We start from the raw sequence: 24,920 nt of genomic DNA on the forward strand, positions 1-24,920 counted from the left end.
GAACCGTGAAGCGGCTCCTCGGCGTCGCGCTCGGGATCCTCACCGCCATCGGCGGGTTCGTGGACATCGGGGACCTGGTGACCAACGCCGTTGTCGGTTCCCGCTTCGGCCTGTCGCTGGTGTGGGTGGTGGCCGTCGGCGTACTGGGCATCTGCCTCTTCGCCAACATGTCCGGCCGGGTGGCGGCCGCATCCGGCCGCGCCACGTTCGAAGTGATCCGCGAACGCCTGGGGCCCCGGGCCGGGCTGGCCAACCTCTCGGCGTCGTTCCTAATCAACCTCATGACGGTCACGGCGGAGATCGGCGGCGTGGCCCTGGCCCTGCAATTGGCCAGCAGTGTGTATTACCTGTTGTGGATTCCCGTGGCCGCGGTGGCAGTGTGGCTGGTGATCTGGCGGGTGCGGTTCTCCATCATGGAGAACGTCACGGGCCTGCTGGGGCTGACGCTGATTGTCTTTGCGGTGGCGCTGTTCCTGCTCAAGCCGGACTGGGGTGCGCTCGCCGGGCAGCTGGCGCCGGCCGTGCCGGAGCAGGAAACGGTATGGACCTACAGCTACTACGCGATCGCGCTGTTCGGCGCTGCCATGACCCCCTATGAGGTCTTCTTCTTCTCCTCCGGGGCCGTCGAGGAAGGCTGGACCGTGAAGGACCTGCTGCAGGAGCGCATCAACGTCCTGGTCGGCTTCCCGCTGGGCGGCCTGCTGTCCGTGGCGATCGCCGGGTGCGCCGCCGTCGTCCTCCTGCCCGCCGGTATTTCGGTGACGTCGCTGTCCCAGGTGGTCCTGCCCGTGGCGGAGGGTGGCGGGAAGGTCGGGCTGGCGTTTGTGCTGGTGGGCATTGTGGCCGCCACGTTCGGCGCCGCCCTGGAGACCACCCTCTCGTCCGGATACACCCTGGCCCAGTTTTTTGGCTGGTCCTGGGGGAAGTTCCGCCGGCCGGCGGAGGCCGCGCGGTTCCACCTGTCGATGATGGTGTGCCTCCTGGTGGGCATGGCCGTCCTGGCCACCGGCGTGGACCCGGTGCTGGTGACCGAATACTCGGTGGTGTTCTCCGCCATCGCCCTGCCGCTCACGTACCTGCCGGTCCTCATCGTGGCCAATGATCCCCAGTACATGGGCGAGCATGTGAACGGGCGGGCCGTGAACGTGCTGGGAATGGTTTACCTGGTGATCATCCTGGTGGCCTCGCTTGCCGCCATCCCGCTCATGATTGTGACAGGAGCCGGCTCATGACATCGCCATCCGGTCCTTTGCCGCCGGTTCCGCGCGTAAGCGGCCGCATCCTGGACGCGCAACTGCACCTCATGGACCGGCAGGTCCTGGACCACGACGGCGTCCCGGTCACCACCGTGGACGACCTTGAGGTGGGCGGGCCTGATTTGGACGTGGAGATTCCGGCGGGGACGGCACCGCCGGCCATCACCGCCCTGCTGACCGGCGCGGTCCTGGGCACGCGGATCTTTGGCGGCAGGCCGCCGTCGTCCCGGCTGATCCGCATCCCGTGGAAGGACGTGGCGGAAGTGGGTGTGGTGGTGCGCCTTGGCGTGAGCGGGGAGCCGCTGGACGCCGGCTGGGTGGAACGGTGGGTGCGGGACAAGATCATTGCGCGGATACCGGGAGGCCGCCATGATCCTCGGTGACCTGCTGGGCACACCGGTCCACGATGCCGACGGCGGACGGCTGGGCCGCGTTGCCGACGCCCGTTTCGTGCTGGACGGAGCCCCGCACCAGCTGATGGCGGAGCCGCGGCTGCTGGGGCTGGTGGTCAGCCCGCACAGTGTCGCATCGTTCCTGGGCTACGAGCGGAACGGCCTCACCCGGCCCTGGCTGCTGGCCCGGATCCTCCGGTGGCGGCACCGCGGCTCGTTCCTGGTGCTGTGGGAGGACATATCGATGGTGGGGCCGCACTCAGTCCGGCTCCGGCCGGGATACACCCGCTACAGCACGGCGTTGGACGGCGGCGGCCAGGTTTAGCGGCGCCCAACCGGTGCGGGATTAGGTGTGGGCGGAAACTCCTGTAGTGTTGAGACTGTTGTTGTGTTTATGCAGTTGGTAGTTCAGGCAGTACGCGCGGTCGAAAGTCCGTGTTCTTCTGAAGTAGCGGTTTTTGAACACCCCACGCCGGAGGGCCCGAAAGTCGGGATTTTCCCTCCACCTTCACGAAGGACAAAAATAATGGCTACTGGTACCGTCAAATGGTTTAACGCTGAAAAGGGCTTCGGCTTCATTTCCCCGGACGACTCCTCGCAGGACGTTTTCGCGCACTACTCCGCGATCAACTCCAACGGCTTCCGCTCCCTCGAAGAGAACCAGAAGGTTTCCTTCGACACCGAGCAGGGCCCCAAGGGTCCCCAGGCCACCAACATCCAGGCTCTCTAATTCCTTAGAGTTCCGGGACCGTTAGGTTTCCAAGCAGGGCCTGCCGTTTATCGGCAGGCCCTGCTTTTTGTTTAACCCATGTGTGCCAGTTCCCCGGGTTGGGCCTGCCCCAGGGCTGAGCGTTGGGCGAGCATCTTCCTTGGAAGAACCGTCTCGACAAATGTGAATTGCAGGAGCACTCTTGTACTGCGCACGCCTCTGACGTGCGGAACCAGCGCCTTGGCTGGGAAGAGAATTGAACCTGCGCGGCACCAGTTGGGGTGGTGCATATCCGGCCCCGATCACCGGCCGGCACTGGCTGCCCGCGCTCCCCGGCATCGGCAGCCGGCACCTTCACTCCGAAAAAACAGTGGCCGGTTGGGCCAGTCATGCAATGGGTTTGAATCGGCCGCAGCTGCAAATCGGCATTTAACAGATCGCCGTTCAAGAAAGCATCGCCATGAAGCACTATCGGGGAATCAAACCGAGATCCAACAAGCTGGCATTGATTGTGGCATTCGCTGTCGCATTGCTCGCCTCCCTGGCTGCAGCCGGCCCCGCGTCAGCCGACGGAGGGGGCCACCGGACCTGGCAGGTACAGGTGGGCTCTGAGTCCAGCGACCAGGAGATCCAGGGGATGGCCTTCCTTCCCTCAGAGATCTACATCAATGAGCGGGACACCATCACCTGGCAGGCAAACTCCGCAGAAATACATACCGTGACGTTCCTAGCGGCAGGCCAGTCGCTGCAGCCGTTCAATCCGTTCAGCGACGATGAGCTGCAGAAGCGCGGAAAGGATTATTACGACGGAAAGTCGTACTACAACTCCGGCATCCTGGCCAACGTGGACGTCCCTGGCTTCCCGGATGCGAGGAGCTACACCCTGTCCTTCCCCCGGGAAGGAAACTTCACCTACTACTGCCTGGTCCACGGCACGATGATGAAGGGGACCGTGCACGTGCGCGACCGGGGCACCGACTACCCGTACAGCCAAGCTGACTACGACAAGGCATCACGGGCGCAGGAGCGGGCCATCCTCCGGGACGGGCACCAACTGGACGCATCCCTGGCACAGGAGGCATCCAACCACAAGGTGATGGCAGGCGGTGACGACGGCGTGGCCATGGTCATGCGGTTCGTGCGGCCCACCGTGACGGTGCACGTGGGCGAGACGGTGGAGTTCGTCAATGATGGCATGGGCGCACCCCACACGGTCACCTTCGGCACTGAACCGGCGAACATTTTCGCCCCGTCCGGCGACCCGGAGCATTTCACCGGCGGCGACCTTAGTTCGGGCATCATCCCGCCCGGTGGCGGCACATTCGAAGTAACGTTCAAGTCCAAAGGAACGTTCGAGTACATCTGCGCACTCCATGACTACATGGGCATGGTGGGCAAGGTGAGAGTGGTCGACTAACGCCGGCTACACGGTCCGGCCGGGGCGGTTGCCCCGGCCGGACCTGCGTTTTCCGGGTCAGTGCAGCCCCATGGCCTCCCGCACCTCATCGAGGATGTGGTGCATGGCCCGTTCAGCCTCCGCCGTGTCACCGCCGGCCACGGCTGAGGCCACGTCCTCGTGCGCCTTCAGCGCCTCGTTCCTCGGCTTGAACGGCATGAGCCCCTGCCGGGTCCGGCTGGTCAGGACCTCTGCGATCATTCCTTCCAGCGCACGGAACATTTCATTGCCGCAGCTTCGCAGCAGCAGCTGGTGGAAGGCGATGTCGGCGGCCAGGAAGGCCTGAAGATCACCAGCCTCGCCCAGCTTGCGGAGGTTAGCGGCCAGGGCCACGAGCTGGGCACGTTCTGCTGCGCTGGCCCGGCGTGCCGCCCCGGCGGCCGCGATGGGTTCGACGGCGATGCGCAGCTCGGTCAGGCTGCTGTACTGCAGGTCCCGCCGATCCGAGGCCAGCCGCCAGCGCACCAGGTTGGGGTCAAACACATTCCACAGGGACGGTTCCTCCACCACGATGCCCACGCGACGCCGCGAATAGACCAAGTTCATCGATTCCAGGACCTTCATGGTGTCCCGGGCAACGGTCCGGGAGATGCCGTAGTCGTGCTGCAGCCCTTCAAGGGTGAGGCGGGTGCCCGGGGCCAGCTTCCCGGAGGCTATGGCTACCCCCACTGCCTCAATAACCCGGCCCTGCGTGGCTGGGGCAGGCCCGCCGTCGTGCACTTCATCGCCGTCCTGGACTGTCGCCGTCGACATTCTTTTCCCCGTTCCCTTACGCGCCGGTGCGCCCCTCAAGAATAGCCCCCTAACCACCAAAGGTATGACTTGTGACACGAATAGATAGTATCTATTGCTCAAAAAGGTGATACCTTATCGCTTGGTTCGATGAACACCGGGCCCGCAGCGAGCTTCTTCGAAAGCCAAAGACGTCTTCTCCGGAGGTATGACATGCAGTATCCAGCCACGCACCTGGTGGTCATGGGCGTTGCCGGTTCCGGCAAATCCACCCTGGCGGCCGCCCTGTCCCAGCAGCTGGGATGGGCCTGCGCCGAAGCGGATGAGTTCCATCCAGAAGCGAACATCACCAAGATGAGCCAGGGGATTCCGCTCCAGGACGAGGACCGCTGGCCCTGGCTCGATGAGATCCGCAGCTGGATGACCGCGCAGGCCGCCGCCGGCAAGAGCACCGTCCTCACCTGCTCCGCGCTCAAGCGCGGCTACCGGGAGCTGCTCGCCGGCGCCGAAGGCCGTGTCATCTTCCTCCACCTCGACGGCGGCGCGGACCTGATCAGCCAGCGGATGCAGGGCCGGGTGGGCCACTTCATGCCGCCCGCCCTGCTGCCCAGCCAGCTGGCCACCCTTGAACCGCTCAGCCAGGAAGAGCTCGACGCCGGCAGCCTCCGCCTCGATATCTCGCACTCACCCGAAGAGCTGGTCGCCGCCGTCGTCCGGGCCCTGAACCTCCCCGCCGGCCAGGCGCCCAAAGCGTCCTGACCCCGTAGTCCCCAACCCTGTTTCAAAGGAGAACCATGACCATCGAAGGATGGACCCAGACGATGGGTGCAGGCCCCCTGCTGCTCATCGCCGCGGCGGCAATTCTTGTGCTGCTGTTCCTCATCATCCGGCTGAAGATGCACGCGCTGGTGGCACTGATCCTCATCAGCCTCGCCACCGCCTTCGCCACCGGAATCCCCGCCAACCAGGTGGTTCCGGTCCTGATCAACGGCTTCGGCACCACCCTGGGTACCGTGGCACTGCTCGTCGGCCTCGGCGCCATGCTCGGCCGCATCGTGGAAACCAGCGGCGGCGCCAAAGTCCTGGCCGATTACCTGATCGGCGTCTTTGGCGAGAAACGGGCACCGTTCGCCCTGGGCCTGGCCTCCCTGATCTTCGGCTTCCCCATCTTCTTCGACGCCGGCCTGGTGGTCATGCTGCCCGTCGTCTTCGCCGTAGCCCACCGACTTGGCGGCGGCGTGCTGCGGTATGGACTTCCGGCCGCCGGCGCGTTCTCGGTCATGCACATCTTCCTGCCGCCGCACCCGGGGCCGGTCTCGGCCGCTGCATTCTTTGACGCCAACATCGGCCTGGTGCTGATCGCCGGCCTCATCACCGCCATTCCCACCTGGTACGTCACGGCCTACCTGTATGGCCTCTGGACCGGCAAGAAGCTGGTCCTGCCCGTGCCGGAAATCCTGGGCCACGCCAGCGCGGAGGCCGAGTCCCACCCGCCCCGGTTCCGCACCATCATTGGCCTGCTGCTCCTGCCACTGGTCCTGATCTTCCTCAACACCGGCCTGAACACCCTGGCCTCCTCCGGCGTGCTGTCCGACGCCGTGAAGAAGGAACAGTGGTTCCAGCTCCTTCGCACCGTGGGTGAAACGCCGGTGGCGCTGCTGATCGCCGTGCTGGTGGCCATGTATGTCCTCGGAGCCCGCCGCGGAACCCACGCCGGTGCCCTGGAGAAGCTGCTTGAGTCCTCGCTGGGCCCGGTCTGCTCTGTCATCCTTATTACCGGCGCCGGCGGCATGTTCGGCGGCGTCCTGCGCACCTCGGGCATCGGCGCGGCGCTGGCTTCTGTCCTGGGCAACCTGGGCATCCCGCTGATCCTGGCCGGCTTCCTCATCTCCGCCATCCTGCGCATCGCCCAGGGTTCGGCCACCGTCGCATTGACCACCACCGCGGGCCTCATCGCCCCGGCAGTGGCCACCGCGGGGCTGACCGGCATGCAGGTGGCGGCGCTGGTCATCGCCGTGGCTGCGGGCTCAGTGGTGGTCTCACACGTCAACGACTCCGGCTTCTGGCTGGTTGGCCGCTTCTTCGGCATGGACGTCAAGACCACCCTGAAGACCTGGACCGTGATGGAAACGCTGATCGGCGTGATGGGCTTCGCCGTCGCCGCGGTCATATTCATGGTGGCCGGTATAGGGGGCTAAGCAACCCACCAAACATGTGGCGCCAGCCTCCGGTCAGATGCCTCTGACCGGAGGCTGGCGCTTCTTGCATTCAGGCGAGAAGCTGGCGGGAGCCTGAATCGAATGCGCTTGCTTCGGGTGGCCATCCGAGTGGCTTAACAGGGGGAATATCCGCCAAAAAAGGGGGATTGTAGGGGAGTCCGGGCCATGGACGCTGTCCGCCGAGGGCAGTATCCTTTAGCTGCAATTGCAGATCCATGCAGGGCCTAGGATGCTGCTGTTGCCGTTTCGGGGACCCCGCGTAACGCGGGGCGCAGGGCTTTGCCCATGGTAGCTGGGGGTCAACAGAGCGGCTCATCTCGCCATCAGCGAAGAGTCCGATGGCCATCAACTAAAGTCCCGCCTTCGATGATCGTTCGGAGACGGACCGCCACCCTAGAGGCAATCATGAGATCTTATCTCCGACCACTGTTCATGCTGTTCGCAGCAATCGTCATCGTGTTCACGACCGGGCTTTCCGCCCAAGCCGCCAGTCCACACTTCAAAAAAGGCGGCGAACCGGTCTGTACCGTGACCGCCAACGGGTCAACATCCACCACCACTTGTCGCGCCGTGCTCGCGGGCCTCGGAAATTCCGATCTCAAGGCCACGGTCACCGTTTCCGGTTTCGCCGTCTACCAGTGCCAGAACCAGGGCGGCAACGTTGCCCCGGGTCAGAACAAGGTCCTGGAAGGGCCTGTCAGCGAACCCACCTTCATCGATAGTTCGGCGATCAAGAACGGTAACCTGACCCTCGTGACCAACCCGGTCGACCTGACCGCCAAGAACGAGGTCACTGCGGCTGAAGCGGGATGCCCGAACAGCAACTGGAAAGGCATCAACCCGGTTCTGACGGTCACGTCCATCACGCTCGTGATCGAGCAACCGGTAGGTACAGTGATCTTCCGCTGCACCGCTACCGACCCGAACGGGCTCACCGGGACAGTAGCACTTTCCTGCTAAGGCGTAATTCGGCAGGGTGCCCATCGGCACCCCCATAATAAATTGGGCCCGGACCCAGTCCAGTTCTTTGCGGAGCGGAACGCGTCCGGGCCCCTTTATGCGTCAGGTCCGCCCCTGGTGGGAACACCGGCCGCCCCGCCGTCGTTGTTCCCCATGGCGTGCATTCCATGCGCGCCACCCGCCAACCGAAGGACACCCCTTGACTCCTCGCACCATCGTGATCACCGGCGCCAGCGACGGCATCGGCGCTGCGGCCGCCCGGACACTGGCAAAGGCGGGGGAGCAGGTGGTCGTCGTCGGACGTTCCGCTGAAAAGACCCGCGCCCTGGCGGAGGAGATTGGTGCAGACTTTTACCTCGCCGACTTCGCCGACCTTTCGCAGGTCCGGACCCTGGCCACGGAACTTGAGGAAAAGTACCCCCGCATTGACGTCCTGGCGAACAACGCCGGCGGCATGATGGGCAAGCGAACGCTCACGGTGGACGGGAACGAACTGACGTTCCAGGTCAACCACCTGGCGCCGTTCCTGCTCACCACCCTGCTGATGGACACGCTGGCGGCCAGCAACGCGAAGATCATCAACACCGCCAGCGCCGCAAACTACTCGGGAAAGATGGACCTCTTCGACCTCAAGGCCGAGCAGGGGTACCGCACCTACCGCGCCTACGGGACGGGCAAGCTCGCCAACATCCTCTTCACGTCCGAGCTGCACCGCCGCTTCCATGACCGGGGAATCACGACGGCGGCGTTCCACCCCGGCGTTGTCCGCACCAACTTCGCGGCAGATTCCACCAGCCCCTTCCGGCATGCCTACAAGACCCTGCTGAACCGCTTCATGCTCAGCCCGGACCAGGGTGCCGACACCATGCTGTGGCTCATCAACGGCACCCCCGGCACGGACTGGATCTCCGGGGCCTACTACGCCAAGCGCGCCCTGGCCAAGGCCAACCCGCAGGCTTACGACGCCGAACTGGCGCGCGGGCTGTGGGACAAGAGTGATGAGCTGGTCAAGGCCTTCGTCCAGCCCTAACGCTCACAGGCAACGCCGTCGTGGTCGGCGTCCAGCCCGTAGATGTCCCTGCCAATAACCTGGAGGGGGCCACTGACGTAGGCCGGTCCGTTGCCGCTTCCGCCGGCGCAGTCCACGTCCGAGGCAATGGGGACGCACCCTGAGTAGTTCGGGTCGCAGCCGGGATTGGTGCCCGGAATGGCCGGGGCAACAGGGGCCGGAGGCGCAACGGGAGCGGGCGGCGCTGCCGCCTTCGCGGCTGCTTCGGCGGCGGCCTTTGCTGCCGCAGCATCCTGTGCCGCCTTCGCCTCGGCGGCCTGCCGGGCGGCAGCTTCTGCAGCGGCTGCGTCAGCGGCGGCCTTGTCGGCAGCGGCCTTGTCAGCTGCCGCCTTCTCGGCGGCTGCCTTTTCCGCCGCGGCCTGGTCGGCGGCCGCCTTCGCTGCGGCAGCGGCTGCCAGCTTCTCCGTGACGCGCTTGGACTCCGCGGCTTCCAGCCACACCAGCCTGCCCGACCCGTCCTTGGTACAGACGTAGGTGGTGCCGGCCGAAACCTGCTGCCCGTTTGCGGCGGTGCACGGTGTACCGGCAATGGGCGTTGCGGTGGCGGATTCGCTGGCGGGTCCGGCAGCGGCGCTCAGGGAGGCCTGGGGTGCACCGCACCCGGTCAGCAGAAGCACGACGGCGGCGGCCCCGGCGCCCAGCACCTTGTGCGGGCCCTTCCGCCCGGCGGCTCCTGGGGTCAGCGCGGGTTCCCGACGGCGGGTGCGGGGCGCGGAAAAGCGTTGGACGGCAGGCATGGTTCCCCCAAGTGCGTGTGCTGGATGCGATGTGCACGGCCAGCGTAGCTACGCCGGGATGGCCGGAACGGTTTAAGCGCAAATCTTGATGTATTCCTGCACCAACCTTGAAGCTCCCGGTTGTGCGGAGGTCAGCCCTGCCTGGCCAGCGCCCCACCGATCAGCCGCGCACCCTCCGGGTAGGCGCCCGGATTCGGACCCGAGTAGTTGAGCCGGATGAAGGCTCCGGCGGGTTCGGCCGGGAACCACTCCGTGCCGGCGGCTATGATCACGCCGGCATCCTCGCAGTCCCGCACCAGGCGCGGCAGATCCGTGGCGTCGGGCAGGCGCAGCCACAGGTTCAGGCCGCCCTTCGGCAGGACATCGAGGTGCGCCTGGGGGAGGTGCTCCCGGATGCTGGTGGCCAGCAGGTCGCGGCGTGACTGGAGCTGCTGCCGGAGGCTCCGCAGGTGGGTCTGCCACCCGGGTTGCGTCACCACGTCCAGCGCGGCGGCCTGCAGGAGCCCGCTGACGTACATCGACTCGGCGGCGCGCTGGCCCAGGATGCGTTCGCGCGCCGGTCCCCGGACGATCACGGCAGCAATCCGGATGGCGGTGGACACGCTCTTGGTCAGGGACCTGATGTACACCACGTGGCCGGAATCATCGCGGGTTGCCAGCGGAACGGGGTCGGAGGTGATGCCGAAATCGTGTGCCCAGTCGTCCTCCACCAGGAAGGCGCCGTGCCGGCGGGCCACGTCCAGGATCTCGTCGCCGCGCCCTGCCGCCCACTGCCCGCCCGTGGGATTCGAATAGTTGGGCTGCACGTAGAACGCCCGCGCCGCGGTCTCGGCAAAGGCGCGGTCCACGTCCGCGGGATCCGGCCCGTCCGGGCCGGTGGGCACCGGAACCACCCGCACCCCGGTCTGCGCGGCGGCAAGGATGGCGCCCCAGTACGACGGCGACTCCATCAGCAGCGGCTGTCCCGCGCCCACCAGCGCACGGAAGATGGAGCTGAGCCCGCTCTGGCTTCCGGGCAGCACAACCACATCATTCGGGGTGGGAGGCGTGATGCCCACCGGGGTGGCCGACCCCAGTTCCTGCGCGAACCATTGCTGCAGCTCCGGCATGCCCGCCGCCGGCGGCCGCGACAGTGCGGCGTCGCCCCGGGCAGCCCGGGCCAGCGCGGCGCGGACCAGCCGTTCCGGCAGCAGTTCGCGGTCCGGGTAGCCGGAATGGAACCAAATGGCATCGCCGGGAACGTTGCGCATGGTGCCCGACGACGACGGCAGCGGGGACGACGGCGACCGCAGCGCAGCCGTCTGCCAGCCATAGTCCGACGGACGGGCGGTGCGCACGGCACGGACGAACGTTCCAACGCCGGGCCGGCTTTCAATCAGCCCCTGGGCGGTCAGCGCCTGCAGCGCCTTCTGCACTGTCACCGGGCTGGCCTGGTACTCGGCAACGAGCTGCCGGGTGGACGGCAGCCGGGCCCCCGGAGACGCGCCGCCGACCCATTGCCGGAGTGCCGCAACGATCCGCGAACTGCTATCGTTATTCATGAAAGAGCATAGTAGCGCTACTGTCCTGAATCGCCCAGTGATATCGCCGCGAAAGGCCACCGGAATCTGGTGGGGCCTGCTCGGCGTGGCGGCCTTCTCCTTCACCGTTCCGTTCACCCGCGTGGCCGTGGCAGGCATCCCGCCGCTGCTCATCGGTTCCGGCCGGGCCGTCGTGGCCGCTGCCCTCGCCATCGCATCACTTGCCATCACCCGCCAGCGGCTGCCCCCGCCCCGCACCTGGCTGCGCCTGTCGCTCGTGGCGGGCGGCGTCGTCGTCGGCTTTCCGCTGCTGACGTCCTATGCCCTCACTGCCGTACCGGCGGGACATGGAGCCGTGGTGATCGCCCTCCTGCCGGCCGCCACCGCAACGGTGGCGGTCCTGCGCGCCGGAGAGCGGCCCCCGGCCGCCTTCTGGGTGGTGATGGCGCTCGGCTCGCTGGCCGCCATCTCCTTCGCCTTCCTCCAGTCAGACGGCGTGGGGCACCTGTACTGGGCGGACCTCCTGCTGCTCGGCGCCGTGGCCTGCGCCGCGGTGGGGTACGCGGAGGGCGGCCTGCTGGCGCGCACGCTGGGCTCGTGGCAGACCATCGCCTGGGCGCTGGTCCTTGCCGCGCCGGCCATGCTGGTCCTCGCCGTAGTGTCGGTCCTGGACCAGCCGCCGTCGGCCACACCCGTCCAGTGGGCTGCCTTCGCCTACCTCGCCGTGGTCAGCATGTTCCTTGGCTTCTTCGCCTGGTACCGGGGGCTGGCCATTGGCCCCATGGCGCAGGTGAGCCAGATCCAGCTGCTCCAGCCCGTCCTCAGCATCGGCTGGGCCGCGCTGCTGCTGGGGGAGGCGCTCACCTGGACCACCCTGATCGGCGCCCTCGCCGTGATCCTCTGTGCCGCTGCGGCCGTCCGCGTCCGGCTCAAACCGGCCCCCTGAACTGCTGAAAGGACTTCCCATGTACATTCCCGCCCACTTTGCTGCCGGCCCCGATGCCGTCCGGCACCTCCTCACGACTCCCGGCGCCGCCAACCTGGTGACCATGACGGACCACGGCCTGCTGGCAACACTGCTGCCCTTCGCCTTCAACCCGGCGGTGGGGGAGCACGGCGCGCTGCAGGCACACATGGCGCGCACCAACCCGCAGTGGTCCACCGCGCCGGCCGGCGAGGCGCTGGCCATCATCCAGGGCCCCGACGACTACATCTCGCCGTCGTGGTACGCCGCCAAGGCCGAGCACGGGCGCGTGGTCCCCACCTGGAACTACAGCACCGCGCACGTGTACGGCGAGCTGGTTATCCATGACGACGCCGGCTGGCTGGCACGGCACGTCCGGCACCTGACCGGACTGCACGAGGACGGCCGGGCAGACCCCTGGGCCGTGGACGACGCGCCGGAGAAGTTCATTGCCGGGCAACTGCGGGCGATCGTGGGCGTGGAGCTGGTGATCAGCCGGATCGAGGCGAAGGAAAAACTGAGCCAGAACCGCTCCGACGCCGACGCTGAAGGAGTGGCAGCGGGTCTTCGGGCCGGGGGGCGCGAAGCCGGCGCGGCCGCCGTCGAACGCGCGCGCCGGAACTGACGCCTAAGGGCCCTAAGCCGCCCGTTCCAGCAGCACCATCACCTCGTAGTGCGTGGTCTGCGGGAACATGTCCAGGACGCGGGCACGCCGGGCGGTGAACGACGGGAGCGCGGCCAGGTCCCGGGCCAGCGACTGCGCGTTGCAGCTGGAGTACACAACGTGCTGCACGTCCGAGGCTTCCAGCCAGCCGCAGAGCTCCTTGCCGATGCCGCGCCGGGGCGGGTTCACGATCACCAGGTCCGGCGACTGCTTGCTGGCCAGGGCAAACGCGGTGGCGTCGCCGGCCTGGAACTCCATCCCCTCCAGGCCTGCCTCGTCACTGCTGAGGCGGGCGGACACGATCGCTTCGCTGCTGGTTTCAATGCCCGTGACGGTGCGGGCCGGTGCGGCGCTGTGCAGGGCGAACCCGCCCACGCCGCAGTACAGGTCCCACACCGAGGCCGGCGCCAGTTCGTTGACCCACTCGCGTCCCTGGCGGTACAGGGCCGCGGCCATCTCACTGTTGGTCTGGAAGAAGCTTTGCGGGCGGAGGTGCAGGTTGATGTCGTTGACCCGCATGTTCAGGGTGGACTGGCCGGTCAGCAGGATCTCCCGGTCGCCTTCCAGCACGGCCTTGTGTTCCGGGTGCACGTTGACCGAGACCACCTTCACCTGCGGCAGGGCGGCCAGGAGGTCCGGGAGGTGCTTCCGGATGCGCGGCACCACCTGGTCCGAGCGCAGGACCAGCCGGAGCATGACCTCGCCGTCCGGCGACTCGGTGAGGATGACGTGCTTGAGTTCACCGGTCCGGCGGGGAACGTCATAGGGCGTCAGGCGGACCCGGCGGATGAAATTCGCCAGCACGGGGAAACAGGCGAGCAGGCCGGGTGAGCAGACGCCGCACTTGCGCAGGTCCACGCCATGCCCATCGGCGTCCAGGATCCCGATGGTGGGATTCTGCGCGGTCCCGCCGATCACCATCTTGGCCTTGTTGCGGAAGCCGGACTCCTGGCTGGCCACCGGCGGCAGCCATTCGAGTTCGGTGTGACCGGACAGGAGGGTCTGGCAGTGCAGCTGTTTGCCGGCCAGCTGCTCACCGTAGGGCACGCCCATGTGGGTGCAGGAGCGGCAGGTGCCGGCATCAAAGTAGGAACAGCGCATGACCGGACAAGTTTACCCGGTTGCCTTCCCCGACACGACGTGCAGGTCCGACGCCGGCACTTGGGGGAGTGCCGGCGTCGTACCTTTCAGGGCTGTACCGTCAGGGCAGCGCAACCGGCAGCACCCCATCCGGGAAGGGCGCAACGAAGGCGGCTCCTGCTTCTTCCCCTGCAGAGCCGTAGCCCCAACCGGCGAAGACGGTGGGAATACCGTGGACGGCTGCCCCGGCCACGTCGTAGCTGCGGTCACCCACCATGAGCGGGGCAGAGACATCCACCTTGGCTGCCCTCAGCCTGTCCAGCACTTCGGCAATGACATCTGCCTTGCTCCACCTGGCTTCCTGGTCCGATGCGCCGCAGACGGCGGAGAAGTAATGGTCCATCCCAAACAGGCGGGCCATCCGGAGCGCCTGGTCTTCGGCCTTCGAGGTGGCAACCGCCATGGGTACGCCCGCACGATGGAGCTGTTCCAGCAGTTCCCTGATCCCGGTGTACGGAACCGATTGGTGTGCACCGTGATCCGCGTAAGCCTTCCGGTAATGCCGCAGCGCCAGCCGGGCAAGGGCCTCATCGTGTCCCAGGTGCTCGCGGAAGGACTCAAGCATGGGCGGCCCCACCAGCCGGACCAGGTCCCCGGCCGGTGGCACAGCGGCCCCCACGGCGGCAAGCGCCCGGGCGGCGCTCGCCGTCACGCCTGCCGCCGAATCCAGCAGCGTCCCGTCCATGTCCAACAGCACGCAGCTGAAGGCTCTCCGCTGACTCTGCAGCGGCTGCTGCCGAAGTATCATCTCTGTGTGCTTTCGTTCTGGAGCCGGGCCGACTCGTGTCTGCTGTTGTGAAGTCATGCGGTGAAGGGTGAAACATGGATCGGGCGAGTCTTGACCGGATCGACCAGGGCATCCTCGCGGAGCTGACCCGCAATGCCCGGGTCAGCCACGCGGAGCTGGCTGCAAAGGTGATGCTGTCCCGCAATGCGGTCCGGCAACGCATCGACAGGATGGAACGGCAGGGGTACATCCAGGGCTACACCGTGGTGACCGGCGCCCCGGGGCACGGCACAGTCTCTGCTTTCCTGATGGTCTACCGGAAGGACAGGGTGCGCGGATCGGACGTCATCGCCGTGCTGCAATCGATCCCGGAGGTGGTCCTGTGCGACGTGGTCAGCGGCGACTTCGACCTGCTGGTGCGGGTGGAAGCACGGTCGCTTGAACGCATCCAGGAGATCTGGGAGCAGATAGCGGCCACGCCCGGCGTGACGGACACCGTGACGGCGATGACCCTGTCCAACTACATCCGGCGGGATGCGGCAGCGAAGCCGGCCCAGCCGGGAAACGCTCTCGACCAGGCTCCGCTTCCGGTGGTCAGCCCTGGCGCTTGATGCACACCACTTTCGGCTGGGTCATCTCCTCATAGGCGAAGCGGACGCCTTCGCGGCCCAGGCCGCCATACTTGGATCCCCCGAACGGCATGCCGTCGAAGCGGTAGTCCGACGAGTCGTTGACCATGACGCCGCCTGCGTCGATGCGGCCCGCGGCGTCCAGGGCCGTGTCCAGCGAGCCGGTGAAGATCCCGGCGTGAAGGCTGTAGTCGATGGCGTTGGCGGTCCCCACGGCTTCGTCGAAGGTTGTGAAGGGTTGCAGCATGACGACCGGCCCGAACACCTCTTCCGTCCACAGCCTGCTGCCGGCGGGCACTCTCTCCAGGACCGTCGGATGCAGCACGTTGTTTACCCTGGTGTTGCCGGCGAGGACCACGGCGCCGGAGGCAACCGCCGCCTCAATCTTGGCCTGGAGCTGATCCACGGCGGCGGGACTGATCATGGGACCGACGTCGGTGGCTTCCTCGGCGGGGTCGCCCGCCACCAGCCGCGACGTCTCCTGCAGGAAGCGCCGACGGAACTCGTGGTAGCGGGAGGCGGCCACGAGGATGCGCTGAACCCCCACGCAGTTCTGTCCGGCTGCCCAGAAGGCTCCGGAGACGCAGGCTGAAACGGCAGCATCCAAGTCGGCATCATCCATGACGATGACCGGGGCGTTCCCGCCAAGGTCCATGGACAGCTTCTTCAGGCCTGCGGTCCTGGCAATGGCCTCGCCGGCCGTGAATCCGCCGGTGAAGGACACCATGCGGACCTCCCGGCTCCGCACGATCGCCTCCGCCACGTCCGTGTCCCCGTGGACCACTGTGAGGACGCCGGCAGGCAGGCCGGCTTCGACGAAGACTTCGGCAAGCAGTTGCGCGGACAGGGGCGTCAGCGCGGACGGCTTGAGGATGACGGCGTTGCCTCCGGCGATTGCCGGGCCCACCTTGTGTGCCACCAGATTAAGGGGGTCGTTGTACGGGGTGATGGCCGCAATGATGCCCAGCGGTTCCCGTGCGTACCACCCCATGCGGTCCTCGGAGCCTTCATAGGAGTCAAAGGGAATGATCTCGCCGGCGTTCCGGCGTGCCTCCGCGGCGGACAGGCGCAGGGTGTTGACTGCCCGCCGCACCTCCTTTCGTGCCTGGCGGATGGTTTTGCCGCTCTCGGCTGTGATGGTCTGGGCGAATTCCGCGTGGCGCGCGTCGATTAGTGCGGCAGCCGCGTCCAGCAGCTTCCCCCGGGCATGGCGGGACAGCGCGCGTGCCTGCGCCGCCCCGGACCTGGCAGCCCGGATAATCGCGTCCACGGACTCCGCCCTGGTCAGGGCCACGGCTCCCACCACCCGGCCGTCGTAGGGGCTGAGCACCTCCCGGATCGCGGCCGTTGCGTGATCCAGCGGTGCAAGGGTTGATTCACGCATCTGCAGCCACCTGGTTCCGTGCGGCGTGCATGGCGATGATGTCGGACAGCAGGGCGTACGCTGTCTCCACCCGCCCGGCCCCGGGTCCGGACACGGTCACCGGGCCGAGGAGATCGGTGTTGAACGACACTGCATTGTTGGCACCCGAAACCCCGGCGAGGCCGTGGGCCAGGGGGAGCGCCACGGGGGCAACTCCGGCACTGATGCTTCCATCCAGGTTCCGCCGCGCGGAGCCCACCAGTTTCCACCGCCGCCCCTCGGTCCTGGCGCGCCTGATGTCCTCGGGTGACAGCGTTGACATCCCTTGGCGCTGCACATCCGCCAGCGTGATGTCCGCCCCCAGCAGCTCATTGGCCAGGATCAGGACTTTCAGTTGGACGTCGTGGCCCTCGATGTCGGCCGTGGGATCTGCCTCTGCGTACCCCCGGCTCTGGGCTTCGAGGACCGATTCCTCAAAGCTGAGGCCCTCTTCCATCCTGCCCAGGACATAGTTGCTCGTGCCATTGAGGATGCCCTCGAAGCCATTGAGCGCCAGTCCGGGGAACAGTTGTTTGGCCAAACGGATGACGGGTGTCCCGCTCATCACCGCGCCCTCGAATTCGAAATGCAGCCCTTTAAGCTTCGCGAGCCGGCTCAACTCCTGGCCATGCAGGGCCACCGGACCCTTGTTGGTGGTGCAGACACTCTTTCCCGACTCCAGCGCCCAGCGAACGTGTGAAGCCGCAGGCTCGCCGTCTGCAGGGTTGGTGAACGTTGCTTCGCAAATGATCCCTGCGGAGCAGGTCCGGATCACGCGCTCGTTGTCCGGGTCCGCTGACCCGCCGTACGCTGCAAATGTCGCGACGGCGGGATCCAGGCCCAAGGCCATGTCAAGATCGATCCCCCCGTCCTGGACCAGGGAACCCAGCCCAAGGTCCGTAATGGCAACCACCCGCAGGTCAAAGCCGAGGGTGCGGCCAAGCGCATCCCCTCTGGTGGCAATCAGTTCGGCCAGGGTCCGGTTGACGCCGCCGAACCCGATCAGCGCGATGTCGTAGGTGGTCATTGCTACTCCCTTGAGGTGGTTGTTGTTGCTCCCATCCTGTGCCCACCCGGTGTCCGTTGAGGCATGTCCAAACGCTCCGCCGGGGAGGCGAAACGACCAACTGAAGGGCAAATCGACATACGGAGTAACAGCAATAAAAGTGCAACATTCGCATTTGAATATGATTTTGATGACTAAAAATGCCAGTTTGTGTTACTTTCGTCACTGTCGACGCGCTTAAAGCTTTCATGGACCGGCACCCGAACCGCGGCCGTCCTTCCGACCATCCCCCACTGGAGGCACCACTTGGAATCTTCGACCCCCCTCACCCTCAAGCCGGAGCCGGACGCACCGCCGTCAACGGAATCAGGGCTCCGCCGCTCCATGGGGCCCCGGCACCTTGTCATGATCGCCATGGGCGGCGTGATTGGTTCCGGACTGTTCCTCAGCTCGGGTTACACCATTTCCCAGGCCGGCCCGCTGGGTGCCGTTCTCGCCTACCTCGTCGGTGCCTTCGTGGTTTACCTGGTCATGGCCTGCTTGGGGGAGCTCGCCATCGCCTACCCCGTCTCCGGTGCGTTCCATATCTATGCTTCCCGGTCCATTGGTCCCGCCACGGGATTCGCCACCGCCTGGCTCTACTGGCTGTGCTGGGCGGTCGCCATCGGATCGGAGTTCACAGCCTCGGGCCTGCTGATGCAGCGCTGGTTCCCGGGCGTTGACGTCTGGGTCTGGTGCCTGATCTTCGCCGCAACGTTGTTCGGCCTCAACGCCGTGTCATCCAAGTTCTTCGGTGAGTCGGAATTCTGGTTCGCCATCATCAAAGTGGGCGCCATCATCGGGCTCATCGTCCTGGGCGGGGCAGCCCTCCTGGGCTTCCACCCGCTCAGCGCATCGGGCAACCATCCCTTCCTGTTCGAAAACTTCAACCCCGAGGGAGGGCTGTTTCCCAACGGTTTCACCGGCGTTCTGGTGACGGCGCTCGCAGTCTTCTATGCCTTCTCAGGCTCTGAACTGATCGGCGTCGCCGCAGGGGAGACGAAGGATCCCGCCACCAGCATTCCCAAAGCGATGCGCAGTACGGTCATCCGCCTCCTGGTGTTCTTCGTCGGAGCCATCGCCGTCATCGCCGCCACGATCCCGTACCAGGAAGTTGGGCTCGACGAAAGCCCGTTCGTGACGGTTTTCACGGCGACGGGTGTTCCCTTTGCCGCCGATCTGATGAACTTCGTCATCATCACGGCGCTGCTGTCTGCAGGCAACAGTGGCCTGTTCTCGTGCGCCAGGATGCTGTACTCCCTGGCCGACGAAGGCCACGCACCCCGGGCGCTTAAGAAGCTGACTAAGCGCGGCATTCCCATGACCGCGCTCTCGGTGAGCATGCTCGGAGGGCTGGCCTCACTCATCAGCAGCGTGGTTGCTCCGGAAACCGTGTACCTGGTGCTGGTATCGGTAGCGGGCTTCGCAGTGGTGGGAGTCTGGATGTCCATCACCGCCTCGCATTTCTTCCACCGGCGGTCTTTTGTCCGGAACGGCGGGGACGTGTCCACCTTGTCCTACCGCGCGCCGCTCTTCCCACTGGTGCCGGTCCTGGCATTCACTCTCTGCACAGTCTCTCTGGTCGGCATCGCTTTCGATCCGGCCCAAGTGGCGGCGCTGTACTTTGGGATTCCTTTCGTCGCCGCCTGCTACGGTTACTTCCACATCAGGTACGGGCGCCGGGCCGCAGCCGAAAAGACGGCGCAGGGCTGAACCGTTTCCATGGCCTGGCGCGGACGGCCGAACGTCCGCGCCAGGCCATCGCCGTGCCCGGGACTGCGTTGCTTCCGGGGGATTGGTGTTTCCCGCTGGGCGGTGCCGCAACGTGTGAGGATAGGCTGGTTGCCGGTCGGAAGGAGCAGCAGGGTGGATAACTCCCCGGAGGCGGCGTCGCTGGCGCAGGGATTGCGGATAGTGCGCCTGGTCATTGACCGGGAAAAGGCGGGGAAGCAGCTTATGGGTGTCTCCCAGTTGGCCGCCGAGCTGGACATGGACCAAAGCCGCGTCTCCCGTTTGACCCAGGAGCTTTGTGAGCTTGGCCTGCTGGAGCGCCGCGAACGCGGCCCGTTCCGCGTAGGGACGGGCTTCTTCGGCCTTGCCGCCACCCTCAATACGGGGTGGATCCGGCATGCGGCGGCGGAACTGGAGGCGCTGGTGGCCACTACCGGGCTGCGCGCCCGGGTCTCGGTCCGCGACGGCTACAGGGTCATCCTGCTCCTGGCGTCCAGCAACGATTCGCAGGCGGGCAGCTTCGTCCAGCCCGGCATGGTGACGCCTGTGTGGTGTACCGGATCGGGCAGGGCGCTGTTGTGGGACCATAAGCGGCGCGGGTTTGAAGCTTTGCTTTCCGACGTGAACTTTGTCGGCGTCGGTGGTCCCGGCGCACCGCATTCCAGCGCGGAGGCCTGGGAACTCATGGCCAAAGACAAGCCCCATGGTTTCGTTGTCGCCACGGAGGAATTCGAACACGGCATCGTGGAGGTGGCCGTGCCTGTCCGGGACCCGGGCGGTGGGATCGTCGCTTCGCTGAGTGTGCTGGGCGGGCAGCCGGACGTTGGACCCCGCGCAGGGGAATTGGCGGATGTGCTCGCGGAGGCCGCGGCAAGGCTCGGTTCGGTCCATCCCGGGCCGGAAGGGTAGGCGGCCCTTAGGGGTTGCTGTCCGGAGACCGCCATCCCAGCATGCCTTCCAGCCAGCGGCCCTGGCGGACGAGCGCTTCGGCGTGCCGGGACCGGCTGGGTTCAAGGCGGCCCTTCAGGCCCACCACCTGCAGGGCCGCCACCACGTCGCCCCTGAAATCCCTGATGGGTGCGGCCAGTGAGTAGAGCCCGGGCTCCGCTTCCTCGTCGACGATGGAGTAGCCGCGGACCCGTGCGTCCCTGAGCCGTGCCAGGAAATCCTCGACGTCCGCGGGGGTGTTCGGGCCGTGCTGCTGGAACTGGACGCCCGCGAAGATTTTGCGGACCTCATCGTCCGGAGTCTCCCACAAAAGTGCCTGCCCGGCGTCGCTGCAGTAGGCAGGGTAGGGCCGGCCCAGCCACGAGCCCACCAGCCGGCTGCTCGCCGGGACGCTTTCGCCCACCGTTACGGTGCTCCTGCCGCTGAGGACCCCCAGGAAGCACCCCTCATCAGTCTCCCTCGAAAGGCGTTCCAGGGCGGCGGTCCCGTCGGTTGCCAGCCGGCGCCGGGTCAGCAGGAGGGCGTCGGTCAGGACGCTCCAGTCCAGGGCGAAGGTGCGTTCGGGGGTTCTCCGCAGGAAACCTTCCTGTTCAGCTGTCCGCAGGCTTCTGGAAACCTGGCTTCGGTCCCTGCCCAGGTCCGCAGCGATCTCTGCAACCGTGCCGCCGGGGAGGCCACGCAGGTGGCGTTCCCCGGCCGCCAGGACGGCCATGACGCCACGTCCCATGCTTGAAGTCCTCGACATGGTCCGAGTCTAGAGGACCGCCCGCCAGGGTCAGGAGATGGCGAAGACGCGGGCCGGGAAGCCGCTCCCTTCGGAGGGTTTGGCCCAGCTGGCCACGATTGCGGCACCCGATTCAGGGAGGCCGGACAAATCAGCCATCAGTTCTATCTGCCAGCGGTCCTTCGCCAGGATGTAGGTTTCCAGGCTAAAGTCCCCCTGCGAGGTTGCCAGCCCCGGATCGGTGTCCGTTTGCTCGTGCCCGATGGCCGAAACCCAGCGTTCCTCCACCAGGAAGGACAGCACCTCACGGGACCACCCGGGAGTGTGGCTGACTCCGTCCGCATCCTTGTTGGCCATGGCATCTCCGTCCGGCCACCGTGAGCTCCAGCCGGTCCTCAGGGCAACGAAGCATCCAGCCGGGATTCTTCCGTTCCGGTCTTCCCATCCGTGCACATCCTGCAGGGTGGGGGTTGCATCCGGATCCCGTTCCACCCGCCGGGTGATGTCCAGGACCACAAGGGGAAGAATCATGTCCTGGACTGGAATCCGGTCGAGGGTGCGTCCACCCCGGATGAAGTGGGAAGGCGGATCCACATGCGTGCCCCACTGGCCAACGATCGAATACCGGTGGGCCGTAAACCCGTCGCCCCTTTCAAGGTCGAAAAGAGCCTCCCGGGTTTCGTCCGGAAAGGCGGCGAAACGGGGCTGGCCTGGATGGAAGGCATGGGTGAGGTCCGTGAACGTCCTGCCTGCCAGGGCGGACTGAAGCGCGGGCCAGGCGGCAGTGGTGGTGAGTGTCATGATGCTGCCGCCGCCGAGGGGGTTTTACGGTGCAGCCCACCGGCCACGCTCACGGGACCGGTCACCTCGATGACAGGCAGTTCCCACGGGTGGATGGCCACCAGTTCCTGCATAACCCGTTCCAGGACGGCCTCGTCCAGGGTGGCATCAAAATAGGTGGTGAAGACGAACGTGGGGGAGAGGGTCTGCTCGCCCACCCTGCCAAGCGTGGGAGACGCCCCTTCGCCGCACGAGAATCCTTCGAATCCGATGCCGGATTCGAAGACGTGCTTGTAGTTCCCGAAATCACCGAGGTCCGGGTAATGCCCAACGGTGTGCAGGAGTTCTGCCAGCCCCGGATCCTGCTGGACGGCGTTGGCGTCTCCGGCGGCTATCCGGCCGAAGGTTTCCGCACTGATGGGCCAGTGGACCCGTAGCTTGCGGACACTGTTCAGGTGCACACTCACGAATATTCCTCCTGTAATGGTCGTTGCTGCAGTCATCGTGGCACACAGTGATATGCATTACAAGCATGGAAACTTGCCTATAATGAACAAAACAGCCCACAATCGACCGGAGGTGCGATGCCTAGCCGCCGTTCCCTGTCCACCCTGCTTGACGCCGGCGCAGGCCTCGTAGCTGACGGCGCCCTGGCCACCGAACTGGAGGCCCGCGGCTGCGATTTGAACGACGCACTGTGGTCCGCCAAGGTCCTCCTGGAGCAGCCCGAGCTGATCAGGGACGTGCACCGGGACTACTTCGCCGCCGGCGCGAACATCGCCACCACCGCCAGCTACCAGGCCACGCCCCAGGGGTTTGCGGCGCGGGGGATGGGCGAACGGGAAGCCCTGGAGCTCGTTGCGCTGTCCGCCCGGTTGGCGGATGAAGCGCGGCGGCAGCATCTGGAGGACCACCCGGACGCCGGGCCGCTGCTGGTCGCCGGTTCCGTGGGTCCCTACGGTGCCTACCTTGCGGACGGCTCGGAGTACCGGGGGGACTACGCCCTCACCGCAGAAGAGTTCCAGGACTTCCACGCCCCCCGCATCGCCGCGCTGGTGGACGCCGGCGTGGACCTCCTGGCCTTGGAAACGCTGCCTTCCTTCGCTGAGGCCGAAGCCCTCCTGGCACTCAGCCGGGAACACGGCGTCGACACCTGGTTCTCCTTTTCCCTGCGCGACGGCGGGCACATCAGCGACGGAACCCCGCTCGCCGACGTGGCCCGGCTCCTTGACGGACAGCTCCACGTCGCCGCCGTGGGTGTGAACTGCGTCCCGCTCAACCTGGTCGCTCCCGCGCTCGCAGCACTGGGCCTGCACACGGACAAGCCGCTGCTGGCCTATCCCAATTCGGGGGAGACCTACCATCCCGTGACAAAGACGTGGAGCCAGGACCGGGCGGCTTCCGGCAGCGGTGCTCCCTCCAGCCTCGGCACAGGTGCCCCTGGGTGGCGGCAGCTTGGTGCCCGCATCGTGGGCGGCTGCTGCCGGACCACGCCCGCCGACGTCGCAGCGTTGGCCGGGAAGGCATAGTTACCGGGAACACTGCCGTCTCCACGGGTGTTAAAACCTAAGGAGAAATGAACGATGAACAACAGAACTTACACAGCACTTGTTGTACCGGCCGGCAATTCCGAGCCGATGCGCATCGAGCAGGTGCCGGCAGACCTGCAGGCCTTGGAAGCCTTGGTGGGCGGGCCGCTGGAGTCGGTGATCCGCGGCGACTGGCATGTCTACCTCAACGCCGAAAGCGTCACCATGCTCCTGCCGGTCAACTTCCGCGCCGGGCAGCTGATGCACGAATGCGGCCTGGACCTTGACGGGATCCGTGGCACCGCGGTCTTCCTCGGCCGCGGCGATCACGGGGCCGAAGCGGACATCCCGGACCACTTGTCCCGGCTTGCGGAGGAGCTTTTCGGGGCCCCGCTGGCCGCGTAGGCTTAGTCCCCGCGGACCCCGTAGGTGCTCAGCACGTTGCCCTTGCTGGTGGTGGACTGGTCAAGCAACACCAGCCGGGTCAGCGGGTCACCGTCCTGGAACAGCCTGCGGCCGCTGCCGGCAATGACCGGGTGCGTCATCAGCTGCAGCGAGTCCAACAGCCCGGCGAACAGCAGCTGCCGCACCACCGAGATGCTCCCGCACACGGCGATCTCGCCGCCGTCGCGGTCCTTCAAGGCGGCAACGAACTCCTCAAGCGGAGCGTCCATCAACTGAGAGTTCTGCCATTCCAGCTGCCCGGTCAGGGTGCGTGACGCAACGAACTTTTCCACCGGGTTGATGAACGCGGCAAAGTCCTGGTCTGCCGAGGCGGTGGGCCAGTAACCAGCCCACTCCTGGTAGCTGACGCGGCCCAGGACCACGGTATCCACGGTGTTCATCATCTTGGTCAGGCCCGCGCCGAGTTCGTCGTCGAAGCTGTCGAACTGGAACTTGAAGGGTTCGGACACCACCCCGTCCACGGAGTGGAACAGGCCGGCAGTGACTTTGCGCATGGGAACCTCCAGTTTTCGAGCGGACAGGCATTACGGTATGCGCCCAGGGCCTTTCCGGGAAGGGCGCCGGACCTTATTTTGGCCCGGGAATTCGGACGACGGCGGATGGTTACGTTAGCTTGATCACTCGCCGTGTCGTCTTGCACGGTTTCGCGCCGGCCGGGCCCCATACTTGTTTTTGAGCGGCTTTCGCCGTCCCCCCGGCCAGGCAGGAGGAAGTGCATGGAAACCCTGAAAAAAGTCGTGACCAACCAGTATTTTCCTGCCGGCGCTGTCCTGACGGCCGTAGTGCTGTTCTGGGTTGTTGGAATGCTGGGCGGACTGTCCCTGCTCAACAACAACCAGCCACCGCTCACCACCCTGACCTGGATGCTGTTCGTCTACGCGGCAGCTGTGCTGACCCCCCTCGCGGGCCTGCTGGCCGCCGTCGACCTGGTCCGCCGCTGGCGCCGCAACCGCGCCGCCGCACCCGATGTGCACGCTGAACCTGCTGCTTCCGCAACGACCGTGACGCCGTACGCTGGCCGGCCGGCAGAAACACCCGCCAATGCGGCAGCCGTTGCTGAGCAGCGGCCGTCCGGTCAGAAGGCCCCGCAGAAGAAGTCTGGCGGGAAAAAGGCAGCATAGC

Annotated in this window: 28 protein-coding genes; 17 read left to right on the top strand and 11 right to left on the bottom strand. The window is 66.3% G+C overall.

All coding sequences use genetic code 11. The annotated features are described in order from the left end of the window. The first annotated feature begins 5 nt into the window (after positions 1–5). From ACEN9K_RS06845 to ACEN9K_RS06865, 5 genes are all read left to right on the top strand, one after another. Positions 6–1,232 (top strand): Nramp family divalent metal transporter, encoded by a 1,227-nt coding sequence (locus ACEN9K_RS06845; RefSeq protein WP_495635447.1) that lies wholly within the window; start codon positions 6–8, stop codon positions 1,230–1,232. Continuing rightward, on the top strand, positions 1,229–1,639 hold the full coding sequence (locus ACEN9K_RS06850; protein ID WP_495635448.1) for a hypothetical protein: 411 nt from the start codon (positions 1,229–1,231) through the stop codon (positions 1,637–1,639). Before ACEN9K_RS06845 ends, ACEN9K_RS06850 begins: the two co-directional genes overlap by 4 nt. Continuing rightward, positions 1,626–1,973 (top strand): PRC-barrel domain-containing protein, encoded by a 348-nt coding sequence (locus tag ACEN9K_RS06855; protein ID WP_495635449.1) that lies wholly within the window; start codon positions 1,626–1,628, stop codon positions 1,971–1,973. The genes ACEN9K_RS06850 and ACEN9K_RS06855 overlap by 14 nt, the downstream gene beginning before the upstream one ends. A 201-nt stretch (positions 1,974–2,174) precedes the next feature. Beyond that, a complete protein-coding gene (locus tag ACEN9K_RS06860; RefSeq protein ID WP_009372930.1) occupies positions 2,175–2,378 on the top strand; it encodes a cold-shock protein in 204 nt (67 codons plus the stop codon). 439 nt (positions 2,379–2,817) lie between these two features. Continuing rightward, entirely contained in the window at positions 2,818–3,774 is a 957-nt protein-coding gene (locus tag ACEN9K_RS06865) for a plastocyanin/azurin family copper-binding protein (protein ID WP_134164598.1), read from the top strand. Between the two features lie 57 nt (positions 3,775–3,831). Here the strand turns inward: ACEN9K_RS06865 and ACEN9K_RS06870 are convergent, their stop codons facing one another. Continuing rightward, entirely contained in the window at positions 3,832–4,566 is a 735-nt protein-coding gene (locus ACEN9K_RS06870; RefSeq protein WP_495635450.1) for a FadR/GntR family transcriptional regulator, read from the bottom strand. Between the two features lie 192 nt (positions 4,567–4,758). Between ACEN9K_RS06870 and ACEN9K_RS06875 the strand changes: the two genes are divergently transcribed. The 4 genes from ACEN9K_RS06875 to ACEN9K_RS06890 all read left to right on the top strand — a co-directional run bounded on the left by ACEN9K_RS06875 (position 4,759) and on the right by ACEN9K_RS06890 (position 8,754). Beyond that, positions 4,759–5,304 carry a gluconokinase gene (locus tag ACEN9K_RS06875; RefSeq protein ID WP_056393373.1) on the top strand — a complete coding sequence of 182 codons (546 nt, stop codon included), beginning with the start codon at positions 4,759–4,761 and terminating at the stop codon, positions 5,302–5,304. Between the two features lie 35 nt (positions 5,305–5,339). Further along, positions 5,340–6,743 carry a GntP family permease gene (locus ACEN9K_RS06880; RefSeq protein ID WP_018771829.1) on the top strand — a complete coding sequence of 468 codons (1,404 nt, stop codon included), beginning with the start codon at positions 5,340–5,342 and terminating at the stop codon, positions 6,741–6,743. A 453-nt stretch (positions 6,744–7,196) separates the two neighbouring features. Continuing rightward, on the top strand, positions 7,197–7,724 hold the full coding sequence (locus ACEN9K_RS06885; protein WP_056393377.1) for a hypothetical protein: 528 nt from the start codon (positions 7,197–7,199) through the stop codon (positions 7,722–7,724). A 199-nt stretch (positions 7,725–7,923) separates the two neighbouring features. Continuing rightward, positions 7,924–8,754 carry an SDR family NAD(P)-dependent oxidoreductase gene (locus ACEN9K_RS06890; RefSeq protein ID WP_043425583.1) on the top strand — a complete coding sequence of 277 codons (831 nt, stop codon included), beginning with the start codon at positions 7,924–7,926 and terminating at the stop codon, positions 8,752–8,754. Here the strand turns inward: ACEN9K_RS06890 and ACEN9K_RS06895 are convergent. Together ACEN9K_RS06895 and ACEN9K_RS06900 are read right to left on the bottom strand one after the other, a co-directional pair. Continuing rightward, on the bottom strand, positions 8,751–9,530 hold the full coding sequence (locus ACEN9K_RS06895; RefSeq protein ID WP_495635451.1) for a hypothetical protein: 780 nt from the start codon (positions 9,528–9,530) through the stop codon (positions 8,751–8,753). The genes ACEN9K_RS06890 and ACEN9K_RS06895 overlap by 4 nt on opposite strands. Before the next feature lie 131 nt (positions 9,531–9,661). Beyond that, positions 9,662–11,071 (bottom strand): aminotransferase-like domain-containing protein, encoded by a 1,410-nt coding sequence (locus ACEN9K_RS06900; RefSeq protein ID WP_495635452.1) that lies wholly within the window; start codon positions 11,069–11,071, stop codon positions 9,662–9,664. On the opposite strand from ACEN9K_RS06900, the gene ACEN9K_RS06905 reads away from it, so the two are divergent. Both ACEN9K_RS06905 and ACEN9K_RS06910 read left to right on the top strand, forming a co-directional pair. Further along, positions 11,070–11,996 carry a DMT family transporter gene (locus ACEN9K_RS06905; RefSeq protein WP_495635453.1) on the top strand — a complete coding sequence of 309 codons (927 nt, stop codon included), beginning with the start codon at positions 11,070–11,072 and terminating at the stop codon, positions 11,994–11,996. The genes ACEN9K_RS06900 and ACEN9K_RS06905 overlap by 2 nt on opposite strands. 19 nt (positions 11,997–12,015) lie before the next feature. Then, positions 12,016–12,639 (top strand): FMN-binding negative transcriptional regulator, encoded by a 624-nt coding sequence (locus ACEN9K_RS06910; protein WP_495635454.1) that lies wholly within the window; start codon positions 12,016–12,018, stop codon positions 12,637–12,639. A 12-nt stretch (positions 12,640–12,651) separates the two neighbouring features. On the opposite strand, the gene rlmC is transcribed toward ACEN9K_RS06910, so the two are convergent. Both rlmC and ACEN9K_RS06920 read right to left on the bottom strand, forming a co-directional pair. Further along, on the bottom strand, positions 12,652–13,779 hold the full coding sequence (gene rlmC / locus ACEN9K_RS06915) for a 23S rRNA (uracil(747)-C(5))-methyltransferase RlmC (RefSeq protein WP_495635455.1): 1,128 nt from the start codon (positions 13,777–13,779) through the stop codon (positions 12,652–12,654). 100 nt (positions 13,780–13,879) lie between these two features. After that, positions 13,880–14,515: an HAD hydrolase-like protein gene (locus ACEN9K_RS06920; RefSeq protein WP_495635456.1), complete on the bottom strand. Its 636-nt coding sequence runs from the start codon at positions 14,513–14,515 to the stop codon at positions 13,880–13,882. Between the two features lie 125 nt (positions 14,516–14,640). Between ACEN9K_RS06920 and ACEN9K_RS06925 the strand changes: the two genes are divergently transcribed. After that, positions 14,641–15,156, top strand: a complete 516-nt coding sequence (locus ACEN9K_RS06925; RefSeq protein ID WP_495635457.1) for an Lrp/AsnC family transcriptional regulator — start codon at positions 14,641–14,643, stop codon at positions 15,154–15,156. Here the strand turns inward: ACEN9K_RS06925 and ACEN9K_RS06930 are convergent. Further along, entirely contained in the window at positions 15,140–16,558 is a 1,419-nt protein-coding gene (locus tag ACEN9K_RS06930; protein ID WP_495635458.1) for an aldehyde dehydrogenase family protein, read from the bottom strand. The two genes, ACEN9K_RS06925 and ACEN9K_RS06930, sit on opposite strands and share 17 nt — an antisense overlap. Beyond that, complete coding sequence (locus ACEN9K_RS06935; protein WP_495635459.1) at positions 16,551–17,603, bottom strand: homoserine dehydrogenase; 1,053 nt, start codon at positions 17,601–17,603, stop codon at positions 16,551–16,553. The genes ACEN9K_RS06930 and ACEN9K_RS06935 overlap by 8 nt, the downstream gene beginning before the upstream one ends. A gap of 285 nt (positions 17,604–17,888) precedes the next feature. Here ACEN9K_RS06935 and ACEN9K_RS06940 point away from each other — a divergent pair, with 285 nt between their 5' ends. Next, complete coding sequence (locus tag ACEN9K_RS06940) at positions 17,889–19,334, top strand: amino acid permease (protein ID WP_478222171.1); 1,446 nt, start codon at positions 17,889–17,891, stop codon at positions 19,332–19,334. Positions 19,335–19,487: 153 nt separating this feature from the next. Further along, the gene (locus ACEN9K_RS06945; protein ID WP_488314906.1) at positions 19,488–20,261 is read left to right on the top strand and encodes an IclR family transcriptional regulator; all 774 of its coding nucleotides are present in this window, start codon (positions 19,488–19,490) and stop codon (positions 20,259–20,261) included. A 7-nt stretch (positions 20,262–20,268) separates the two neighbouring features. Here the strand turns inward: ACEN9K_RS06945 and ACEN9K_RS06950 are convergent, their stop codons facing one another. From ACEN9K_RS06950 to ACEN9K_RS06960, 3 genes are read right to left on the bottom strand one after another with little or no spacing between them, the layout of a single operon-like run. Then, a complete protein-coding gene (locus tag ACEN9K_RS06950) occupies positions 20,269–21,045 on the bottom strand; it encodes an IclR family transcriptional regulator (protein ID WP_495635460.1) in 777 nt (258 codons plus the stop codon). Positions 21,046–21,075: 30 nt separating this feature from the next. Then, complete coding sequence (locus tag ACEN9K_RS06955) at positions 21,076–21,825, bottom strand: cyclase family protein (protein ID WP_056393397.1); 750 nt, start codon at positions 21,823–21,825, stop codon at positions 21,076–21,078. Continuing rightward, positions 21,822–22,271, bottom strand: coding sequence for a hypothetical protein (locus ACEN9K_RS06960; RefSeq protein ID WP_018771813.1), 450 nt, complete (start codon positions 22,269–22,271; stop codon positions 21,822–21,824). Before ACEN9K_RS06960 ends, ACEN9K_RS06955 begins: the two co-directional genes overlap by 4 nt. Before the next feature lie 117 nt (positions 22,272–22,388). Between ACEN9K_RS06960 and mmuM the strand changes: the two genes are divergently transcribed. Continuing rightward, the gene (mmuM, locus tag ACEN9K_RS06965) at positions 22,389–23,333 is read left to right on the top strand and encodes a homocysteine S-methyltransferase (protein ID WP_495635461.1); all 945 of its coding nucleotides are present in this window, start codon (positions 22,389–22,391) and stop codon (positions 23,331–23,333) included. 54 nt (positions 23,334–23,387) lie between these two features. Beyond that, entirely contained in the window at positions 23,388–23,738 is a 351-nt protein-coding gene (locus ACEN9K_RS06970) for a DUF3846 domain-containing protein (RefSeq protein ID WP_056393399.1), read from the top strand. Between the two features lie 2 nt (positions 23,739–23,740). On the opposite strand, the gene ACEN9K_RS06975 is transcribed toward ACEN9K_RS06970, so the two are convergent. After that, the gene (locus ACEN9K_RS06975; RefSeq protein ID WP_018771810.1) at positions 23,741–24,292 is read right to left on the bottom strand and encodes a dihydrofolate reductase family protein; all 552 of its coding nucleotides are present in this window, start codon (positions 24,290–24,292) and stop codon (positions 23,741–23,743) included. A 222-nt stretch (positions 24,293–24,514) separates the two neighbouring features. Here ACEN9K_RS06975 and ACEN9K_RS06980 point away from each other — a divergent pair, with 222 nt between their 5' ends. Further along, entirely contained in the window at positions 24,515–24,919 is a 405-nt protein-coding gene (locus ACEN9K_RS06980) for a hypothetical protein (RefSeq protein WP_056393400.1), read from the top strand. Position 24,920: the final 1 nt, after the last annotated feature.

This window comes from Pseudarthrobacter sp. Pseusp20, assembly GCF_059492155.1.

What these genes read in the sequence shown, in the direction of transcription:
- ACEN9K_RS06895 (WP_495635451.1), bottom strand. Translation starts at nt 9,530, where the DNA reads ATGCCTGCCGTCCAACGCTTTTCCGCGCCCCGCACCCGCCGTCGGGAA.
- ACEN9K_RS06870 (WP_495635450.1), bottom strand. Translation starts at nt 4,566, where the DNA reads ATGTCGACGGCGACAGTCCAGGACGGCGATGAAGTGCACGACGGCGGG.
- ACEN9K_RS06900 (WP_495635452.1), bottom strand. Translation starts at nt 11,071, where the DNA reads ATGAATAACGATAGCAGTTCGCGGATCGTTGCGGCACTCCGGCAATGG.
- ACEN9K_RS06980 (WP_056393400.1), top strand. Translation starts at nt 24,515, where the DNA reads ATGGAAACCCTGAAAAAAGTCGTGACCAACCAGTATTTTCCTGCCGGC.
- ACEN9K_RS06905 (WP_495635453.1), top strand. Translation starts at nt 11,070, where the DNA reads ATGAAAGAGCATAGTAGCGCTACTGTCCTGAATCGCCCAGTGATATCG.
- ACEN9K_RS06910 (WP_495635454.1), top strand. Translation starts at nt 12,016, where the DNA reads ATGTACATTCCCGCCCACTTTGCTGCCGGCCCCGATGCCGTCCGGCAC.
- ACEN9K_RS06930 (WP_495635458.1), bottom strand. Translation starts at nt 16,558, where the DNA reads ATGCGTGAATCAACCCTTGCACCGCTGGATCACGCAACGGCCGCGATC.
- mmuM (WP_495635461.1), top strand. Translation starts at nt 22,389, where the DNA reads ATGCCTAGCCGCCGTTCCCTGTCCACCCTGCTTGACGCCGGCGCAGGC.
- ACEN9K_RS06850 (WP_495635448.1), top strand. Translation starts at nt 1,229, where the DNA reads ATGACATCGCCATCCGGTCCTTTGCCGCCGGTTCCGCGCGTAAGCGGC.
- ACEN9K_RS06880 (WP_018771829.1), top strand. Translation starts at nt 5,340, where the DNA reads ATGACCATCGAAGGATGGACCCAGACGATGGGTGCAGGCCCCCTGCTG.
- ACEN9K_RS06975 (WP_018771810.1), bottom strand. Translation starts at nt 24,292, where the DNA reads ATGCGCAAAGTCACTGCCGGCCTGTTCCACTCCGTGGACGGGGTGGTG.
- ACEN9K_RS06860 (WP_009372930.1), top strand. Translation starts at nt 2,175, where the DNA reads ATGGCTACTGGTACCGTCAAATGGTTTAACGCTGAAAAGGGCTTCGGC.
- ACEN9K_RS06935 (WP_495635459.1), bottom strand. Translation starts at nt 17,603, where the DNA reads ATGACCACCTACGACATCGCGCTGATCGGGTTCGGCGGCGTCAACCGG.
- ACEN9K_RS06865 (WP_134164598.1), top strand. Translation starts at nt 2,818, where the DNA reads ATGAAGCACTATCGGGGAATCAAACCGAGATCCAACAAGCTGGCATTG.
- ACEN9K_RS06955 (WP_056393397.1), bottom strand. Translation starts at nt 21,825, where the DNA reads ATGACACTCACCACCACTGCCGCCTGGCCCGCGCTTCAGTCCGCCCTG.
- ACEN9K_RS06925 (WP_495635457.1), top strand. Translation starts at nt 14,641, where the DNA reads ATGGATCGGGCGAGTCTTGACCGGATCGACCAGGGCATCCTCGCGGAG.
- ACEN9K_RS06885 (WP_056393377.1), top strand. Translation starts at nt 7,197, where the DNA reads ATGCTGTTCGCAGCAATCGTCATCGTGTTCACGACCGGGCTTTCCGCC.
- ACEN9K_RS06875 (WP_056393373.1), top strand. Translation starts at nt 4,759, where the DNA reads ATGCAGTATCCAGCCACGCACCTGGTGGTCATGGGCGTTGCCGGTTCC.
- rlmC (WP_495635455.1), bottom strand. Translation starts at nt 13,779, where the DNA reads ATGCGCTGTTCCTACTTTGATGCCGGCACCTGCCGCTCCTGCACCCAC.
- ACEN9K_RS06855 (WP_495635449.1), top strand. Translation starts at nt 1,626, where the DNA reads ATGATCCTCGGTGACCTGCTGGGCACACCGGTCCACGATGCCGACGGC.
- ACEN9K_RS06950 (WP_495635460.1), bottom strand. Translation starts at nt 21,045, where the DNA reads ATGTCGAGGACTTCAAGCATGGGACGTGGCGTCATGGCCGTCCTGGCG.
- ACEN9K_RS06970 (WP_056393399.1), top strand. Translation starts at nt 23,388, where the DNA reads ATGAACAACAGAACTTACACAGCACTTGTTGTACCGGCCGGCAATTCC.